Annotated in this window: 14 protein-coding genes; 11 read left to right on the plus strand and 3 right to left on the minus strand. The window is 74.2% G+C overall.

Annotated features, from left to right (window positions below; all coding sequences use genetic code 11):
* The first annotated feature begins 104 nt into the window (after positions 1-104).
* Together ACQ614_RS32460 and ACQ614_RS32465 are read left to right on the plus strand one after the other, a co-directional pair.
* Complete coding sequence (locus tag ACQ614_RS32460; RefSeq protein WP_431684092.1) at positions 105-827, plus strand: IclR family transcriptional regulator; 723 nt, start codon at positions 105-107, stop codon at positions 825-827.
* A gap of 75 nt (positions 828-902) precedes the next feature.
* Positions 903-3,062, plus strand: coding sequence for a SpoIIE family protein phosphatase (locus ACQ614_RS32465; protein WP_431682566.1), 2,160 nt, complete (start codon positions 903-905; stop codon positions 3,060-3,062).
* 28 nt (positions 3,063-3,090) lie between these two features.
* Here ACQ614_RS32465 and ACQ614_RS32470 read toward each other — a convergent pair whose 3' ends face one another.
* Together ACQ614_RS32470 and ACQ614_RS32475 are read right to left on the minus strand one after the other, a co-directional pair.
* Positions 3,091-4,143 (minus strand): amidohydrolase family protein, encoded by a 1,053-nt coding sequence (locus ACQ614_RS32470; RefSeq protein ID WP_431682567.1) that lies wholly within the window; start codon positions 4,141-4,143, stop codon positions 3,091-3,093.
* Positions 4,144-4,242: 99 nt separating this feature from the next.
* Entirely contained in the window at positions 4,243-4,875 is a 633-nt protein-coding gene (locus ACQ614_RS32475; protein ID WP_431682569.1) for a TetR/AcrR family transcriptional regulator, read from the minus strand.
* Between the two features lie 121 nt (positions 4,876-4,996).
* Here ACQ614_RS32475 and ACQ614_RS32480 point away from each other — a divergent pair, with 121 nt between their 5' ends.
* The 5 genes from ACQ614_RS32480 (at position 4,997) to ACQ614_RS32500 (ending at position 11,026) form a co-directional block, all read left to right on the plus strand.
* Positions 4,997-6,592, plus strand: a complete 1,596-nt coding sequence (locus ACQ614_RS32480; RefSeq protein ID WP_431682570.1) for a bifunctional 3-(3-hydroxy-phenyl)propionate/3-hydroxycinnamic acid hydroxylase — start codon at positions 4,997-4,999, stop codon at positions 6,590-6,592.
* A gap of 8 nt (positions 6,593-6,600) precedes the next feature.
* On the plus strand, positions 6,601-7,473 hold the full coding sequence (locus tag ACQ614_RS32485) for an alpha/beta fold hydrolase (protein ID WP_431682571.1): 873 nt from the start codon (positions 6,601-6,603) through the stop codon (positions 7,471-7,473).
* A complete protein-coding gene (locus ACQ614_RS32490) occupies positions 7,470-8,483 on the plus strand; it encodes a VOC family protein (protein WP_431682572.1) in 1,014 nt (337 codons plus the stop codon). The genes ACQ614_RS32485 and ACQ614_RS32490 overlap by 4 nt, the downstream gene beginning before the upstream one ends.
* 104 nt (positions 8,484-8,587) lie before the next feature.
* Positions 8,588-9,235: a TetR family transcriptional regulator gene (locus tag ACQ614_RS32495; protein WP_431682573.1), complete on the plus strand. Its 648-nt coding sequence runs from the start codon at positions 8,588-8,590 to the stop codon at positions 9,233-9,235.
* A gap of 168 nt (positions 9,236-9,403) precedes the next feature.
* Complete coding sequence (locus ACQ614_RS32500) at positions 9,404-11,026, plus strand: MFS transporter (RefSeq protein WP_431682574.1); 1,623 nt, start codon at positions 9,404-9,406, stop codon at positions 11,024-11,026.
* 60 nt (positions 11,027-11,086) lie between these two features.
* On the opposite strand, the gene ACQ614_RS32505 is transcribed toward ACQ614_RS32500, so the two are convergent.
* Positions 11,087-11,740 carry a TetR/AcrR family transcriptional regulator gene (locus ACQ614_RS32505; RefSeq protein ID WP_431682575.1) on the minus strand — a complete coding sequence of 218 codons (654 nt, stop codon included), beginning with the start codon at positions 11,738-11,740 and terminating at the stop codon, positions 11,087-11,089.
* A 144-nt stretch (positions 11,741-11,884) separates the two neighbouring features.
* Here ACQ614_RS32505 and ACQ614_RS32510 point away from each other — a divergent pair, with 144 nt between their 5' ends.
* The 4 genes from ACQ614_RS32510 to ACQ614_RS32525 are packed head-to-tail and all read left to right on the plus strand — an operon-like array spanning position 11,885 to position 17,422.
* Complete coding sequence (locus tag ACQ614_RS32510; protein ID WP_431682576.1) at positions 11,885-13,030, plus strand: VOC family protein; 1,146 nt, start codon at positions 11,885-11,887, stop codon at positions 13,028-13,030.
* On the plus strand, positions 13,027-13,965 hold the full coding sequence (locus ACQ614_RS32515; protein ID WP_431682577.1) for a fumarylacetoacetate hydrolase family protein: 939 nt from the start codon (positions 13,027-13,029) through the stop codon (positions 13,963-13,965). Before ACQ614_RS32510 ends, ACQ614_RS32515 begins: the two co-directional genes overlap by 4 nt.
* Positions 13,962-15,893, plus strand: a complete 1,932-nt coding sequence (locus ACQ614_RS32520) for an acyl-CoA synthetase (protein WP_431682578.1) — start codon at positions 13,962-13,964, stop codon at positions 15,891-15,893. The genes ACQ614_RS32515 and ACQ614_RS32520 overlap by 4 nt, the downstream gene beginning before the upstream one ends.
* Positions 15,890-17,422, plus strand: a complete 1,533-nt coding sequence (locus ACQ614_RS32525) for a bifunctional 3-(3-hydroxy-phenyl)propionate/3-hydroxycinnamic acid hydroxylase (RefSeq protein ID WP_431682579.1) — start codon at positions 15,890-15,892, stop codon at positions 17,420-17,422. The genes ACQ614_RS32520 and ACQ614_RS32525 overlap by 4 nt, the downstream gene beginning before the upstream one ends.
* Positions 17,423-17,443 lie beyond the last annotated feature (21 nt).

Raw genomic sequence — 17,443 nt, forward strand, 5'->3', positions numbered from 1 at the left:
GGGGGAGCGGGCCTCGTGGCGCCCGGCTGTGCATCCCGGTATAGACAGCACACCCCGGATGGGACAAACATTGTTCCGTGACACGGAACAGTGCAGGCGGCAGCATGCTCGACAAGGCCGCAACCATCCTGGAGTGCTTCATTCCGAGCGGCGGTCCGTACCGCCTGTCGGAACTTTCCGAGCACACCGGCCTGCCCAAGCCCACCGTGCACCGGCTGGCGGCGGACCTCGTCCGGCTGGGCTGGCTGGAACGCACCGGCCCGCAGTACCGGCTCGGGGCGAAGCTCTTCGAACTCGGCTCGCTGGTACCCCACCGGCTCGACCTGCGCGAAGCGGCCCTGCCGTTCCTCCAGGACCTCTTCGAGGCCACCCGCGAGACCGTGCACCTTGGGGTGCGCGAGGGCACGGACGTCGTCTACCTCGAACGCATCCACGGCCACGAGGCCCTGCAGCTGCCCTCCCGCATCGGCGGCAGCCTGCCGCTGAGCTGCACCGGTGTGGGCAAGGCCCTGCTCGCCTTCTCCGGCGCCGAGCTGACCGAGGAGGTGCTGGCGCGGCCGCTGCCGAGCCTCACCCCGTACTCGATCACCGACCCGGCACGGCTGCGCACGGCCCTGGAGAAGATCCAGGTCTCCGGCCTCGCCTACGAGGAGCAGGAGGCGGCCCTCGGGGTGTGCTGCATCGCCGCCCCGGTCTTCTCCGGCGGCACCATGGTGGCCGCCCTCTCGGTGGCCGTGCCGCGGGCCCGTTTCAGCCCGGCCCAGCTGGCGCCCGCCGTGCGGACGGCGGCCCTGGGGCTCTCCCGCGTCCTGCGCACCGGCGGCTGACGGGGGCATGCCGCACCCGGCCGCGCAGCTCCGCCCGGTCGGAGGAACGGGTGCACGCGGCGTACCGTCGACAGTGTGGAGTTCACGGCCGGCGGTCTTGTGTCGCGAGCCGCACACGAACTCGGCTCGAGAGCGGACGAGCTGACAGCCGACGTGGAACGCTGCCTGCGGCGCGAGCTCCCGGGCCTGTGGGACGACCCGGACGTCGGCCGGACGGTCTCGCAGAACATCGCCGATCACATCCGCGCCGTGCTGTTCGGCCTCGAGCACGCCGTCGCCCCGGGCGACATCGCACCGCCGCCCGCCGACGAGGAGCGCGCGCGGAAACTGGCCCGGCGCGGCATCCCGCTCAGCACGATGCTCCGCGCCTTCCGGCTGGCCCAGGCGGTCGCCCTCGACCAGCTGCTCGCGGAGATCCCCCGGCTCACCGGCGATCCCGAGCTGGTCGGCGCGGCCGCCCGCGAGCTGATCGCGATGGCGACCGCGTACGTGGACCGGACGTCCGAGCAGGGCGTCGCGGCGTTCCAGGAGGAGCGGGACCGCAGGCTCCGCCGGCGCACGGCCATGGTGAACGAGGCGGGCGCACGCATCGGGACCACGCTGGACATCGCCCGCACCGCCCAGGAACTGGCGGACTTCGCCACGGAGTCCCTCGCCGACCTCGCCACCGTCGACCTGCTCGACCACGTGTTCCGCGGACAGGACGGCCCGGGGGACGGCCGGCTCCTGCTGCGCCGGACCGCGCAGGCACCTGCGTCCGGGACGGGACCGGACCCGGCAGCGGCGCCGCAGCAGCTCCACACCCCGCCGGACGGATCGCCGACCGCGCTCGCCCTGTCCGCCGGACGCGCCACCCGGCACGGCGGCGCGGCCGCGGTTGGTGAGCCGCCCGGTGCCTGTCTGGTGGTGCCGCTGCGCGCCCGCGGCACCACCCTGGGCGTCGCCGAGTTCACCCGGCACGGAGGTCCGGCCCGCTACGACGACGAGGACCTCCTCATCGCCCAGGAGATCGCCGCCAGGGCCGCGGTCGCCGTCGACAACGCCCGCCGGTACACGAACGCCCGCTCCACCGCGCTCACCCTGCAGCGCAGCCTGCTCCCGCGGGAGGCGCCGGAGCAGTCGGCCGTGGACGTCGCCTACCGCTACCGGCCGGCCGGCTCCGAGGCCGGGGTGGGCGGCGACTGGTACGACGTCATCCCGCTCTCCGGCGCCCGGGTCGCCCTCGTGGTCGGCGACGTGGTCGGCCACGGGGTCCGCGCCGCCGCCACCATGGGCCGGCTGCGGACCGCCGTCCGCACCCTGGCCGACATCGACCTGCCGCCCGAGGAACTCCTCACCCACCTGGACGACGTCGTGCTGCGCCTGGCCGCCGAAGCATCCGCCGGCCCGGACACCGAGGCCGACGGGGACATCGGCGCCACCTGCCTGTACGCGGTCTACGACCCGGTCGCCCGCTGCTGCACCCTGGCCCGCGCCGGGCACGTGCCGCCCGCCGTGGTGGTCGGGGACGGCAAGGCGGACCTGCTGGACCTGCCTCCCGGCCCGCCGCTGGGCCTGGGCGGCCTGCCGTTCGAGACGGCGGAGATCGACCTGCCCGAAGGCAGCCTGATCGCCCTGTACACCGACGGCCTGATCCAGGCCCGCAGCCACGACGTCGACGCGGGCCTCGCCGCACTGCGGCACGCGCTCGCCAGGCCCGCGCCCTCCCTGGAGGCGGTCTGCGACACGGTGCTCGAAACCCTGCTGCCCGAGCGGCCCGACGACGACGTCGCGCTGCTCGTCGCGCGCACCCGCGCCCTGGGGGACGACCGGGTCGCCAGCTGGGACGTGGCCGCCGACCCGGCAGCCGTCGCCCGCGTCCGTACGGACGTCTCCCGGCAGCTGACCGCCTGGGGGCTGGAGGAGTTCGACTTCGGCGCCGCACTGGTGGTCAGCGAGCTGGTCACCAACGCCGTCCGCTACGGCCGCCCCCCGATCAGCCTGCGCCTCATCCTCCCGAGGCCCCCCGGCGAACGGGGAGGCGCCGCCACCCGCACCCTGCTGTGCGAGGTGTCCGACGCCAGCAGCACCAGTCCGCACCTGCGCCGCGCCCGGATCTTCGACGAGGGCGGGCGCGGCCTGCTCCTGGTCGCCCGGTTCGCCGAGCACTGGGGCACCCGCCACGCCCGGCGCGGCAAGACGGTCTGGGCCGAACTGAAGGAGTCCGCCGACCTCCCGGCGCCGGCCTTCGGCTGACGGGCCCGGCGACGGCGGCTCGGTTCGTTCAGTCCGTGCCCGGCTGGACGAGTCTGAAGAACAGGCGGGCGCCGGCGCGCTGTGCGGACCGGCGCAGACGTGCCCGGAGCGGCGGCCGGCGGGCCGGGGTCGGCGTGGGGGTGGCGGCCAGGCGGGGGAAGAGTGCTTCGGCGTTGCTGCGGTTGACGGCCGCGAGGGTGCCGGGGGCGGCGCCGCCGTCGAGCCCGTTGGCGAAGTACTGGCCGGCGGCGGTGGGCGCGAACGGCCAGTCGCTGCCGAACAGGACGTGGCCCGGGCGGGCGAAGGCGAGCAGCGTGGGCAGCGCGGCGGGGCTGGAGGAGAGCGCGGTGTCGAAGTAGAAGCCGCGGAAGTCGTCCAGGACGTCGAGCGGGCTGCGCCCGGTGTCGGCGGCGATGGCGACGGCCATGCGGTGCGAGGCGTAGGGCAGGAATCCGCCGGCGTGGCTGAGGATGAAGCGGATGTTCGGGTGGCGGCGGACGATGCCGTTGCGGACGAGCAGGTAGGCGGCGCGGGTGGTGTCGAGGAGGAAGTCGGCGGCGAACGGCGGTATGCCGTCGACGGCGGGGGCGGGGAGTTCGGCCGGGTGCACCAGCACGACGCCGCGGTGCTCGTCGAGGACGCTCCACAGGGCGTCCTGTCCTTCGGCGCCCAGGTAGCTGCCCCGGTTGTTGGCGAGCAGGGCGACCCCGTCGGCCCCCAGCCGGGCCAGGGCCCGCTCGGCCTCCGCGGCGGACGCGTCGGTGTCGGGCATCGGCAGGGTGGCGAACCAGCCGAAGCGGTCCGGGTGTTCGGCGGCGAGCGCGGCGGCCGAGTCGTTGAGGCGGCGGGCCAGGTCGGCGGCCTCGGCCGGGTCGGAGAGGAAGCCGGTGCCCGGGGTGGAGACGGAGAGGATCGCCGTGGCGGTACCCAGCAGGTCCATCACTTCAAGGGCCGACTCGGGGCTCCAGTCGGGCAGCGCGCGGCCGCCGGCGTCGGCGATGCCGGCCCTGGCGAGGGCGTCGCGGTAGAGGGACGGGACGGTGTGCTGGTGGACGTCGATCCGGTGGGGCGCGGTGGTCATGGGGGTGGCCTCTCACTGGGGGGAACTCGGGTCGGTGCACGGCGGTTCAGGAGCCGGTGACGGCGCCCGGCGACGGCCGGTGCCGGGCGGCCGCCGGGCTCACTCCCCGTTCCTCGCCGCCATCCGCACCCCGGCCTCCCAGACCAGTCGGGCGTGCAGCTCGAACAGCCCCACCAGGTCGACGGTGTCGCCGTTGATCTCCCGCTGCACGAACAGGCCGTCGGCGCCGGCGACGGCATAGGTGGTCAGCAGCTGCACGTCGTCCTCCGCCAGGCCGGGGAGCAGCTCGCCGATCACCTCGGTGACCTTCCGGCGGGCGATCTCGCGGACCTGGAGGAACACCGTCCGGCCGCGGGGTTCGGTGGGGCGCCGCTCCAGGGCGAGCATCAGGCCGAGGCGGAGGAAGTCCGGTGCGTCGACGAGGGACCTCGCCACGTTCGCGGCCATGGCCGTGACCCGTTCCTGCGGCGTGCCGGCCTCGTCGCCGGGCAGGTCGACGGCGGCCAGCCAGGTCTCGAAGCTGCGCTCGATGACCGCGGCGATCAGGTCGTCCTTGTCCTTGAAGTGCCAGTAGATCGAGCTCGCGGGCAGCCCGCACTTGGTGCTGACCGCGGCGATCGAGGTGCCCTCGTACCCGCGCTCGCCCGCGATCTCCACCGTGGCGTCGAGGATGCGCTGCCGCGACTCCACGCCGTTGGCGCGCTTCTTGCGCGTCGTCTCCGCCTTGGTCATGGGGTTGCCCTTCCGTGGTGCCGGCACTTGACCGTCTCTGAGGTCGAGCTTACCGTAGCGGTCATTCTAATTGGAGTGAGCGTTACAACAAGAGCCGCGACAGGACGACAGCGAGGTGGCCGTGAACGGAATCAGAGCCGAGGACAGCGCGTACGACGTGGCGGTGATCGGATACGGGCCCACGGGGGTGACCGCGGCGAACCTGCTGGGCGCGGCGGGCCTGCGGGTCCTCGTACTGGAGCGCGACGCCGAGATCTTCACCCGGGCGCGGGCGATCTCCACCGACGAGGAGGTCGTCCGGATCTGGCAGCGCATCGGGCTGGCCGACCGGCTGAAGCAGGACATGCTCGCCGAGCGGCCGATCGACTTCGTCGACGCCCGCGGCCGCACCTTCCTCAGCGCCTGCCCCGCACCGCGCGGCCACGGCCACCCGCCGCAGATGTTCATCTACCAGCCCGCGCTGGAGCAGGTCCTGCGCGACGGCGTCGACCGCTACCCGAACGTCGAGGTCCTGCTGCAGCACGAGTGCCTGCGGCTGGCCCAGGACGCCGGCGGGGTCGAGCTGACCCTGGTGGGGACGGCCGACGACTCGGTGCGGCGGGTGCGCGCGAAGTACGTGATCGCGGCCGACGGCGGCTCCAGCCTCACCCGGGCCCAGCTCAACATCGGCTACGAGGGCCGCACGTACGAGGACCGCTGGGTGGTCGTCGACACGGAGATGCTCAAGCCCTGGCCGGACCACGACCGGCTGCGCTTCCGCTGCGACCCGGCCCGCCCGGCCGTCGACTGCCCCACCCCGCTGGGCCACCACCGGTGGGAGTTCCCGATCCTGCCCGGCGACGACGAGAAGCACCTCACCACCGACGACGCGATCCACGCGATGGTCGCCCGGTACGGGATCGGCCGCGACAGCATCAGGATCCTGCGTGCCACCGTCTACAGCCACCACGTCCGCTTCGCCTCCCGCTTCCGGGCCGGCCGGGTCTTCCTGGCCGGCGACGCCGCCCACGCGATGCCCCCGTGGATCGGGCAGGGCATGGCCGCCGGCGTGCGGGACGCGGCCAACCTGTGCTGGAAGCTCGCCGCCGTCCTGCGCGGCGAACTGCCCGACACGGTCCTCGACTCCTACGAGGCCGAGCGCAAACCGCACGTCAGGGAGGTCACCCGGCGCGCCGTGCTCGTCGGGCGGATCATCACCGAACGCCGGCTCCCCGTGGCCAGGGCCCGCGACACGGCGCTCCGCGCAGTCCGGCCGGTCTCCGGCCTCGGCAGCCGGCTGGTCGACGCGAACTGGATACCGGTCGCGCACTACGCCGGGGGATTCCAGGCCCGCTCGCGCACCAGGGCCTCCGGACACCAGATCCCCCAGCCCTGGGTCACCGGACCCGACGGCACGAGGGTCCGCCTGGACGACGTGCTCGGCGGCCGCTGGCTGCTCCTGCACGGCGGACTCCCGGTGCCGCAACCCGCCTGGGAGCGCGCCGGCGTCCCCTCGCTGACCGTCCTCCCGGCCGGCTCGCGCCCGGCCGAGGGCGCGGTCGTCGACAGCGACGGCGTCCTGCTGGCCTGGCTGGCCGAACGCCGCGCCGCCACCCTCGTGCTGCGCCCGGACGCCTACGTCTACGCCGCGGCCCCCGCCGGCGCCCGACTGCCGCAGCCCCCCGCCGGATTCGCCCCGGCACCGCGCACCGCACCGACCGCCCCGATCGCAGGCTGAGGAGCACCATGACCACCGACACCGCGCCGCCGTCGATGCAGGAGTCCCTGCTCACCGTCGCCGGCAAGAAGATCTTCGTCGCCCAGACCGGGGACGGCCCGCCCGTCCTGCTGCTGCACGGCGGCGGCCCCGGCGCCTCCGGCGTCTCCAACTACTCCCGGAACATCGCCGAGTTGGCCAAGCAGTACCGGGTCGTCGTGCCCGACCTGCCCGGCTACGGACGCAGCACCAAGGGCGTCGACGGCACCGACCCGTTCGGCTACCTCGCCGACACCGTACGCGGCCTGCTCGACCGACTCGGGCTCGACCGGGCCCACTTCGTCGGCAACTCCTACGGCGGCGCCTGCGCCCTCCGCCTCGCCCTCGACACCCCCGAGCGGGTCGACCGCATGGTCCTGATGGGCCCCGGCGGCATCGGCACCACCAGGGCGCTCCCCACACCCGGGCTCAACAGCCTGCTCGACTACTACCGCGGAGAGGGCCCCACGCGGCCGAAGCTGGAGAAGTTCATCCGCAACCACCTCGTCTTCAACGCCGCCGACGTGCCGGACGAGGTCATCGACGCCCGCTACCGCGACAGCATCGACCCCGAGACCGTCGCCGACCCGCCGCTGCGCCGCCCCTCCGGGCCCGACGCGCTGCGCACCCTGTGGCGGATGGACTTCACCCGCGACGCCCGGCTCGCCCGGCTGGCCGTGCCGACCCTGGTGCTGTGGGGCGCCGCGGACAGGGTCAACCGGCCGTCCGGCGGCCGGATGCTGGCCGAGCGCATGCCCGACTGCGACCTCTACCTGGTCGCCAACACCGGCCACTGGGTGCAGTGGGAACGCGCCGAACTCTTCAACCGCCTGTGCGCCGACTTCCTGGCAGGCCGCCGATGAACACCGCTGCGCACTCCTCCGTCTTCGGCGCCGTCCACCTCGGTCACGTCGTCATCGAGACCGAGCGCTTCGCCGACTGGCGCCGCTTCGGCACCGACGCCATCGGCATGCACCGCGACGAGCTCGACACCGGCCTGATGCGCTTCCGCCTCGACGAGCAGGAATGCCGTTTCCTGCTGCAGCGCGGTCCCGCCGAGGACGTCGTGGCAACCGGCTGGCACGTCGACGACCACGCCGCCTTCGAACAGATCGAGGCCCGGGTCCGGGCCCGCGGCGTCCCCGTCGTCGAGGGCACCGCCGAACAGGCGGCCCTGCGCGGTGTCGAACGCCTGCTGCGATTCCCCGGCCCGAAGGGCATCACCCAGGAGCTCTGCACCACGCCGCTCACCTCCCGGGAGCCGTTGCGGATGCTCGCGTCCGGATGGGTCACCGGCGACTCCGGGATGGGCCATGTCGCGATCACCTCGGCCAGACCCACCCTGATGCACGGCTACTTCCACACCGTCTTCGACGCCCGGCTGACCGACTACATCGACGAGACGATCAGCGGCGTCAAGCTCAAGATCCGCTTCCTGCGGGTCAACGAGCGCCACCACTCGATCGCGATCGCCGCCGTCCGCGGTCTGCCGATCGATCCGGTCCGCACCCGGGTGCAGCACCTCAACATCCAGGCCGCCCGACTCGACGACCTCGCCCGCAGCTACCAGCGAGTACACGAACTCGGCTTCGAGATGGCGCTGTCCGTCGGCCAGCACACCAACGACAAGGAACTCTCCTACTACGCCCGCACCCCCTCGGGCTTCGAGTGGGAGGTCGGCTGGAACCCGATCGTCATCGACGAGACCACCTGGGAGCCCAGCACCCACCGGGGCATCAGCACCTGGGGCCACACCCCGGTCGGCGGGAGCATCATCGCCAAGCTCGACCAGTTCCGCACCGGCGCCCGCTCCCTCACCCGCCGGGAGAAGACCGTCCCGGCCCTCAGCGGCACCGGAGTCCCCGACGACTGACGGTGCGCCATGCCGGGCGCAGTCACGGGCACGGCATGGCGCGCGGGGCCGCGTGTGAGAATGGACGGCGTCGTCCTTCCCGCCGCGTTCCACCGAGGTATCCCGTGCCCAAGTCCGTTGCCGGCGAGCCGCAGCGACGCAATTCGCGGTCCAACCGGGCGCGCATCATGGCGACGGCCCGCCGCGAGCTGGGGCGGAACCCGGACATCACCCTCGAGGAGCTGGCGCGGGCCTCCGGTGTGGTGCGGCGCACCCTGTTCGGGCACTTCCCCGGCCGGGCCGCGCTGCTGGAGGCGCTGGCCGAGGAGGCCTCCGAGGCGCTCCTGGCCGCGGTGGCGGCAGGCGTGAAGCCGGACGAGCCGGCCGAGCGGGCGCTCGCACACTTCGAGCTGTCGCTGTGGCCGGTGGGGGACCGGTACCGGATGCTGCTGGCCCAGGCCCGGCGCGACCTCGGCGCGGAACGGGTCGCCGAGATCCTCAAGCCGGCCCGCGACGCGGCGACGGCCATCCTGGAGCGCGGCCAGCGGGACGGCGTCTTCCACACCCACCTGCCGCCGGCCGTGCTGAGCGCCGGACTGGAGGCGATGACGGTCGCCCTGCTGGGCGAGGTCAACGCCGGGACGCTGGAGGACGACGGCACCCGGGTGGCCGTCGCCATGCTCATCTCGGCCGGAGTGCCTGAGCAGCGGGCGCGCACCGTCGTCGACGAGATCGCCCCCACCGCCGGGGCGGACCCCGCACCCGGCGACTGAACACCCCCCAGAGCCCCCGACCGGACACCTCCGGTCGGGGGCTCTTCGTCGTGCGCCGCCGCAGCCGGGAGAGCCGCATCCGGCGGCCCGTGGAGTTATTTGCACGCCAGTGGGCAATAAAATAACCTGCACATCGATGTGCAGATAACTCGTCCTGTGGGAGCCCCCATGTCCTTGCCCGCCACCGCACCCGCCGAGAGGGCGACCGGGCCGTACCCGCGTCGCTGGTGGGCCCTGATCGTGCTCTGCCTGAGCCTGCTGATCGTCGTCATGGCGAACACCTCGCTGATCGTCGCCGCGCCGGACATGTCCCGGAGCCTGGGCCTCGGCAGCAGCGACCTGCAGTGGGTCATCGACGGCTACACCGTCCCGTACGCCGCGCTGATGCTCGTCCTGGGCTCGATCGGCGACAAGTACAGCCGCCGCGGCGCCCTGGTCGCCGGTCTGCTGGTCTTCGCCGGGGGATCGGTCATGGGCAGCCTGGCCGACCGGACGGAACTGGTCGTGGCGGCCCGCGCGATCATGGGCGTCGGCGCCGCCGTGGTCATGCCGGCCACGCTGTCCCTGCTGGTCGCGATCTTCCCCAGGCGCGAGCGGTCGCGGGCCATCACCGTGTGGACCGCCACCTCCGGCCTCGCCATCGCCGCGGGTCCGCTGCTGGCCGGCTTCCTGCTGGAGGACCACGCCTGGGGCTCGACCTTCCTGATCAACGTGCCCGTTGCGGTCGTCGCCGTCGTCGGCGCACTGGTCCTGGTCCCGCCGTCCAGGGCGGAGAACGCGGGCCGGATCGACTACGTGGGCGGCCTGCTGTCCGTGGTTTCGGTCGGCTCCCTGGTGTACGCGACGATCGAGGGCCCGCACTTCGGCTGGGGCGCCGGCCCGATCGCCGCCGCCGTGGTCGCGGGTGTCGGCCTGGCGGCCTTCGTGGCTTGGGAGTCGAGGCACCCCCGCCCGATGCTGGACGTGCGCCGGTTCCGGCTGCGCCCGTTCAGCGGGTCGATGATCGCGGTGCTGTTCTTCTTCTTCGGCACCTTCGGCTCGATCTACTACGCGACCCAGTTTCTGCAGTTCGTCCTCGGTTACGGCCCGTTGGAGACCGGCGTACGGCTGCTGCCGCTGGCCGGTGCCGTGTTCGCCGGCGCCGCGGTGACCGGGCGGCTGGCTCCCCGGGCGGGCGTCAGGGCGGTGGTGGTGGTCGGCATGGCGATCGGCACCACGGGCGTCCTCCTGCTGACCCGGGTCGACGAGGGTTCCACCTACAGCGGCTTCCTGCCGTCGCTGCTGCTGCTCGGCTTTGCGATAGGGCTGAGCGTCTCCCCGGCCACCGACACCATCATGGACTCCTTCCCCGAGGCCGAGCTGGGCGTCGGCGGCGGTGCCAACGACACCGCGCTGGAACTCGGCGGCTCCCTGGGCATCGCGGTGCTGGGCTCGCTCCTCGGCACGGCCTACCGCGACGAGCTGACCGACGCGGTCGGCGGCCACCTCCCGCCCGCCGCGCTGGAGACGGCGAAGGACTCGGTGGGCGGCGGCCTCGCGGTCGCCGAGCAGGTCGCGAAGGACCCGTCCGCCGGGCCGCAGCAGGCGCAGGCCCTGGTCGAGGCCGTCCACGGGGCCTTCGCCCACAGCGTCGCCCAGACCAGCCTCATCGGCGGGATCGTCATGGCCGCCGGGACGCTGATCGTCCTCGCGGTCCTGCCCGGCCGCCGGTCCGCCGGCAGGCACCCCCAGCAGCAGCCGCCGGTGACGGGCGACGACCGTGCCCGGGGGCACGCCGACTCCGTCCGGTAGCCGCCGCCGGACTCCGGGCCGGGAGCCGCACCCTGCCGCGCGCGGCGGCCGCCGGCCGGGTCAGCCGAGGTCGGGCAGCGGCCGACGGGAGACCTCGCGGGCATCCTCCGGCGGGACGCCCAGCATCCGCAGCATCATCTCCGCCAGGTCGGCCGCCGCCCCGTCGCCGTCGAAGTCGGGGCGGGCGAACATCAGCTCCACCAGGGACAGCAGGGAGCCGCCCAGGGCGGCCAGCGCGACGGTGGGGTCCACCGGGTCGAACCGGCCGGCGGCGACGCCCGCCTCCAGGTCGCGCCGTGCGCGCGGGGCCAGCCCGCGGTCCGAGTGGACGTGGGCGAGCCCGCGGCGGCGCACGACCTGCATGAGCTCCGGCTGCGTTCTGGCCATGCGGGCGCTGAGCCGGAAGCCGGCCGCGAGCAGTTCCGCCGGATCGTCGATCCCGCTCAGCCGCCTGTCGAAGGCCTCGCCGAACTCCTCCAGTGCGTCCGCCACGGCCGCGTCGAAGAGCTCCGTCTTCGACGCGAAGTGGTTGTAGAAGGAGCCGAATCCCACGTCCGCCCGCTCGGCGATCTCCTGGATGCTGGCCGAGCCCTCGCCCGCCTCGGCCAGGATCTGCCGCGCGGCGGTGATCAGCGACTGGCGGGTGCGGGCGCGGCGGCGCTCGAAGCGGTTCCCCGCCGCGGCGGCCTGCGTCGTGTCCTGCTGGTTCGGCATGGGGCGAGTCTAGGTCAGCCCAGAAGTGATGACTTCATCATCTCCAAGCCTTGACGAGCCCTTCCCCCAAGGCTGATGCTTTTATCAATTACGAGCTGTCGATCAGCATCGTGCCCGTGGAGCCACCCCCGACGGAGAGCACCCATGTCCGACACCCCCGGCCGGAAGGCCGACGCGACCACGGCCCACCAGGACCTGCACAGCGAGCACGGCGCGCTCCGCGGCGAGCACTCCGGCCGGCCCCGCGATCCGGTGGTCAAGGTCGCCGACCTGGCCTGGCTGGAGTTCGAGAAGCCCGACCTGGACCGCGCCGAGGTCTTCGCCCGGGACTTCGGCTTCGCCGTCGCCGCCCGCACGCCCGCGGCGCTGTACCTGCGCGGCACCCTCCCGGGACCGGCCTGCGTGGTGATCCGCCGCGGCCGCGCCTCGCGGTTCGTCGGGCCGGCGTTCCGCGCCGCGGAACGCCGCGACCTGGACCGGCTGGCCCGGGCGAGCGGTCGGCCGGTGCGGGAGTCGGCCGAGTTCGGCGGCGGCCGGTTCGTCGAGCTGACCGACCCCTCCGGCTTCCCGGTCCGCGTGGTGCACGGCACCGAACAGCTCGCGGCCCTGCCCGAACAGCAGCCGCTCCCACTCAACTTCGGCCCGGACCGCCCCCGGACGAACGCCCCCCAGCGGCCGCCGCGCGAGCCCGCCCGGGTCCAGCGCCTGGGCCACGTCGTGCTGGAGACACCGAAGTTCGGGCAGGCCCTGGACTGGTACCTGGACACCCTCGGCCTGATCGTCAGCGACTTCCTCTACCTCGACGGACAGCGCCGACGGGGGCCGACCATGGCGTTCGTCCGCTGCGACCGGGGCAGCGTGCCCGTCGACCACCACACCCTGGCCATGCACCTGGGGCCGCGCACCGGATACGTCCACTCCGCCTACCAGGTCACCGACCTGGACGCGATCGCAGCCGGCGGCGAGTACCTCGCCGAGCGCGGCCACCGGCGCAGCTGGGGCATCGGCCGCCACATCCAGGGCAGCCAGCTCTTCGACTACTGGCGCGACCCCGACCGGCTGATGGTCGAGCACTTCGCCGACGGCGACCTCTTCTCCTGCGACACCGAACCCGGATGGGCACCGATGTCCGCGAGCGGCCTGGCCCAGTGGGGGCCGCCCGCCACCCGCGACTTCCTCGGCGCCGCCCCGTCCCCCGCCCTGCTCCGCGAGGTCCTGCGGGCCCTGCGCGCGGACAACGAGATCGACCCCGCCCGCCTGCTGGGCCTGATGAAAGCGATGAAGCGATGAGTACCAACGTCCTGCGCACCGCCGACGGCTGGTTCGCCGCCCGCGGCGCGACGGCCGTCCGCGTCGACACCGCGGCCGCCACCACCGCCGAGCTGCTCGCCGACCGCGCCGCCGTCGCCGCCGCCGTGCGGAGCACCGCCGAGGGCGTCCCGCTCGCCGACCTGGTACCGCTCTCCCCGGTCACCACGCCCTGCCGGGTGGTCGCCCAGATGACGAACTTCGCCTCCCACGCCGCCGACGCGGGCCTCGACCCGCGGAACATCCCGCTGACGTTCTTCCGCAAGGCGTCCGGCTCGATCGGCGGCCCCGGCGACGACATCGTCCGGCCCGCGCACGTCCGGCTGCTCGACTACGAGGTGGAGATCGGGATCGTCCTCGGCGCCCCGCTGCCCGTCGGCACCGCGATCACCGCCGGCGACCTGGGCCGGTACATCGGCGCACTGGTGGTCACCAACGACGTCTCCGCACGGGACGTCCAGCTGCCCCAGACCCAGTTCTACGAGGCCAAGTCCTACCCCGGCTTCACCCCGGTCGGGCCCGTCCTCGTCCTGCTGGACGAGGACGACCTCGCGCGGTTCGCCGAGCTGCGGCTGCGCCTGTGGGTCAACGGCGAACTGCGGCAGGACATGCCCGCCTCCGACATGATCCACCGGCCGCTGGAGGCCCTCCGGTCACTGGCCCGCTTCCAGCACCTGGACACGGGCGACCTGCTGCTCACCGGCACGCCGGTCGGCACCGCGCTCAGCGCGCCGCCCAAGCCCGTCGAACTGCTCGGCTCGCTGCTGCCGGCCGCGACCAAGTGGCGGCTGTTCTTCAAGTCCCAGGCGAAGAACGCCAAGTACCTGCGCGACGGGGACGTCGTCGAGGCCGCCGTGGCGACCGACGACGGCGCGATCGACCTCGGCCGCCAGCGCACGGTCGTGAGGTACGCATGACCGGCGACGAACTGCTCTGGCCCCGGTACACCGGCCCCGCCGACCTGTCCGCCGTCGAGACCGTGCCGCTCGAGGCCCGCGGCCTTCCCGCCTCGACCCACGACCTGCTCGTGCGGGCCGCCCGGCGGTGGCCGGACCGCACCGCACTGACCGTCCTGCCCGACGCCGCACGGTGGCGCACACCGCTGCAGTACACCTTCGCCGGGCTGCTCGCCCGGGTGCACCGCTACGCCAACCTGCTGCACCGGCTCGGCGTCCGCCGCGGCGACGCGGTCGCCCTGATGGCACCCAACTGCGCCGAACTCGTCCCCGCCACCCTCGCCGCCCAGCTCGCCGGGATCGCCGCACCCCTCAACGGCAGCCTGGCCCCCGCCCACCTGGCCGAGCTGCTGCGCCGCTCCGGCGCCCGGATCATGGTCGCCGCCGGGCCCGAACTGGCCCCGGACGTCTGGGCGAAGATCCCGGCGCTGGCCGGCGGGCTCGACGTGGTCCTGGTCCTGCGGCCCACCGCGTCCGCTGGCGAGCCCGCGCCACTGCCGCAGATCGACGGCCTGCTGGTCGCGGACCTGGCCGGCCTCGCCGCGGTCGAGGACGCGTCCGCCTTCACCGGCACACCGCCCGGGCCGGGCGACCTGGCCGCGTTCTTCCACACCGGCGGCACCACCGGCACGCCGAAGCTCGCCGCCCACACCCACCGCAACGAGGTCGCCAACGGCTGGATGATCGCCGCCGACCCCCAACTCGACGGCGGGGCAGTGGTCTTCGCCGCCCTCCCGCTCTTCCACGTGAACGCCCTGCTGGTGACCCTGCTCGCGCCGCTGTTCAAGGGCCGGCAGGTGGTGTGGGCAGGGCCGCTGGGGTACCGCGAACCCGCGCTGTACGGCGAGTTCTGGAAGATCGTCGAGCACTACCGGATCACCGCCATGAGCGCCGTGCCGACCGTGTACGCCGTCCTCGCGCAGTGCCCGGTCGACGCCGACATCACCAGCCTGCGGCACGCCATGGTCGGCGCCTCGCCGCTGCCCGCCGCCGTCCGCGACTCCTTCCAGGCCCGCACGGGCGCAGTGCTGGTCGAGGGCTACGGACTGACGGAGGCCACCTGCGCCAGCGCCCGCAGCTTCCCCGGCACGCCCCGGCCCGGCGCCGTCGGCCAGCGCATGCCCTACCAGCGGCTCAAGGCCGTGCACCCCGAGACGTGGGAGGAACTGCCCGCCGGCCGGACGGGCCTGCTGGCGATCAGCGGCCCGACCGTCTTCGCCGGCTACGTCACCGGCCGCGACGCAACGGGCCGTCCCGTGCTGGACGGCCTCGGCAAACTCGTCGACGGCTGGCTGGACACCGGCGACCTCGCCCGCGTCGACGCCGACGGATTCGTCCACCTCTCCGGCCGCGCCAAGGACCTGATCATCCGCGGCGGCCACAACATCGACCCCGCGGTCGTCGAGGACGCACTGCTCGCCCACCCGCAGGTCACCGCCGCCGGCGCCGTCGGCCGCCCGGACGCCCACGCCGGCGAGGTACCGGTCGCCTACGTCACCCTCGCCCCCGGCGCCGACCTGACGGAGGACCGACTCCTGGCCTGGGCCGCCGAACACGTCCCCGAAGCCGCCGCCGCACCGAAGACCGTCACCGTCCTGGACACGCTCCCGGTCACCGACGTCGGCAAGCCCTACAAGCTCGCGCTGCGCGCCGACGCCACCCGCCGGGCCCTGGCCGAGGCCCTGACCGGCATCGGCGGCGGCATCAACGTCGACACCGCGGTCGAGGACGGCACGGTGACCGTGTCCGTCACCGCCGCCGGCGCCTCCGAGGCCGACCGCGCGGCCGCGGGCGCCGTCCTCGACCGGTACGCCGTCCCATGGACCTGGACCTGGGCCCGGGCCTCGGCCGATGCCGCTGCCGTGCCCACGGGTGAGGCGGCGCCGTGACCGGGGACGTGACATCCGTGGTCGTGCTCGGCGCCGGCCCCACCGGACTGACCGCGGCGACCCTGCTCGGCCAGTACGGCATCCGCACCCTCGTCCTGGACCGGTGGGAGTCGGTCTACCCGCTGCCCCGCGCCGTCCACCTCGACGACGAGATCCACCGGCTGCTCGCGCGGCTCGGCGTCGGCGAGCAGTTCGCCGCCATCTCCAGGCCCTCCCGGGGGCTGCGGCTGCTCGACCGCGAACTGCGCGTGCTCGCCGAGTTCCGGCGCGGCGCCACCAGGGGTCGGCACGGCTACCCCGAGGCCAACATGTTCGACCAGCCGCAGCTGGAGGAGGTCCTGCGCACCAACCTCGGGCGGCAGAGCACCGTCACCCTGCGCGGGAACACCGAGGTCACCGGGGTCGAACAGACCGGCAGCGGCCCGGTGCGCGTGCAGTTCACCGACCGGGCCACCGGCGGGACCGACACCGTCCTGGCTTCGTACGTGCTGGGCTGCGACGGCGCCAACAGCCTCACCCGGACGGCGATCGGCGCCACCATGCAGGACCTGCGCTTCGCCCAGCGCTGGCTCGTCGTCGACGTCGCCACCGACGCCCGCCTCGACCAGTGGGAGGGCGTGCACCAGGTCTGCGACCCCGTCCGGGCCGGTACCTTCATGCGGATCGGGGAACGCCGCTACCGCTGGGAGTTCCGCCTGCTGCCCGGCGAGAGCGCCGACGACTACCGCGACATCGCCCGCCTGCACCCACTCGTCCGCCCCTGGACCGGTGACGTGCCGGCCGAACAGCTGGAGATCGTCCGCACGGCCGAGTACGTCTTCCGCGCCCAGATCGCCGACCGCTGGCGCGACCGGCGGGTGTTCCTGCTCGGCGACGCGGCCCACCTGACCCCGCCGTTCATCGGACAGGGCATGGGCGCAGGCCTGCGCGACGCCGCCAACCTCGCCTGGAAACTCGCCGGCGTCCTCGCCGGACAGCTGCCCGAGCCCGTGCTGGACAGCTACCAGGCCGAACGCAGGCCGCACGCCCGCAGGCTGATCACCCTGGCCAAGCTGATGGGCACCGCCATGACCGCGGGCGGAGACCTCGGCGACACGCTCCGCGGGGCGCTCGCCCCCCGCCTGCACCTGCTGCCCCGACTCACCGACCGCCTCCTCGACAGCGAAACCCCGCCCCTGCACCGCTCCGCACTCGTCCACCGGACCCGCCTCGGCCCCACCCTGGCCGGGCGGCTCTGCCCGAACGCGGAACTCGCGGACGGCCGCCGGTTCGACGACCTGGCCCGCGGCCGCTTCGCCCTCGTCACCGACCGGGCACCGACCCCGTCGCTCGTCGCCGAGATCCGGCGCCGCGGCGGTGTGCCCGTCACCGCACACCCCGGCACCGACCTGCACCGCTGGCTGCGCCGGGGCCGCACGAGAGCGGCCCTGGTCCGCCCCGACGGCACCGTCCTCGCCGCCGGCCGCAACCCGTTGCGGCTGTGCGCGCTCCTCCCGGACCACGGCAGCCCGCCGCTGCGGCAGCCGTGAGGGCGCGTCCGCCGGATGCCA

Origin of the sequence: Kitasatospora dryopteridis (assembly GCF_050749075.1) — a bacterium.
In the GTDB taxonomy this organism is placed as follows: domain Bacteria; phylum Actinomycetota; class Actinomycetes; order Streptomycetales; family Streptomycetaceae; genus Kitasatospora.

Excerpts from the sequence above, each read along its gene's own strand:
- ACQ614_RS32460 (WP_431684092.1), top strand. The coding sequence starts at position 105 with ATGCTCGACAAGGCCGCAACCATCCTGGAGTGCTTCATTCCGAGCGGC.
- ACQ614_RS32470 (WP_431682567.1), bottom strand. The coding sequence starts at position 4,143 with ATGACCACCGCGCCCCACCGGATCGACGTCCACCAGCACACCGTCCCG.
- ACQ614_RS32475 (WP_431682569.1), bottom strand. The coding sequence starts at position 4,875 with ATGACCAAGGCGGAGACGACGCGCAAGAAGCGCGCCAACGGCGTGGAG.
- ACQ614_RS32485 (WP_431682571.1), top strand. The coding sequence starts at position 6,601 with ATGACCACCGACACCGCGCCGCCGTCGATGCAGGAGTCCCTGCTCACC.
- ACQ614_RS32490 (WP_431682572.1), top strand. The coding sequence starts at position 7,470 with ATGAACACCGCTGCGCACTCCTCCGTCTTCGGCGCCGTCCACCTCGGT.
- ACQ614_RS32500 (WP_431682574.1), top strand. The coding sequence starts at position 9,404 with ATGTCCTTGCCCGCCACCGCACCCGCCGAGAGGGCGACCGGGCCGTAC.
- ACQ614_RS32505 (WP_431682575.1), bottom strand. The coding sequence starts at position 11,740 with ATGCCGAACCAGCAGGACACGACGCAGGCCGCCGCGGCGGGGAACCGC.
- ACQ614_RS32510 (WP_431682576.1), top strand. The coding sequence starts at position 11,885 with ATGTCCGACACCCCCGGCCGGAAGGCCGACGCGACCACGGCCCACCAG.
- ACQ614_RS32515 (WP_431682577.1), top strand. The coding sequence starts at position 13,027 with ATGAGTACCAACGTCCTGCGCACCGCCGACGGCTGGTTCGCCGCCCGC.
- ACQ614_RS32520 (WP_431682578.1), top strand. The coding sequence starts at position 13,962 with ATGACCGGCGACGAACTGCTCTGGCCCCGGTACACCGGCCCCGCCGAC.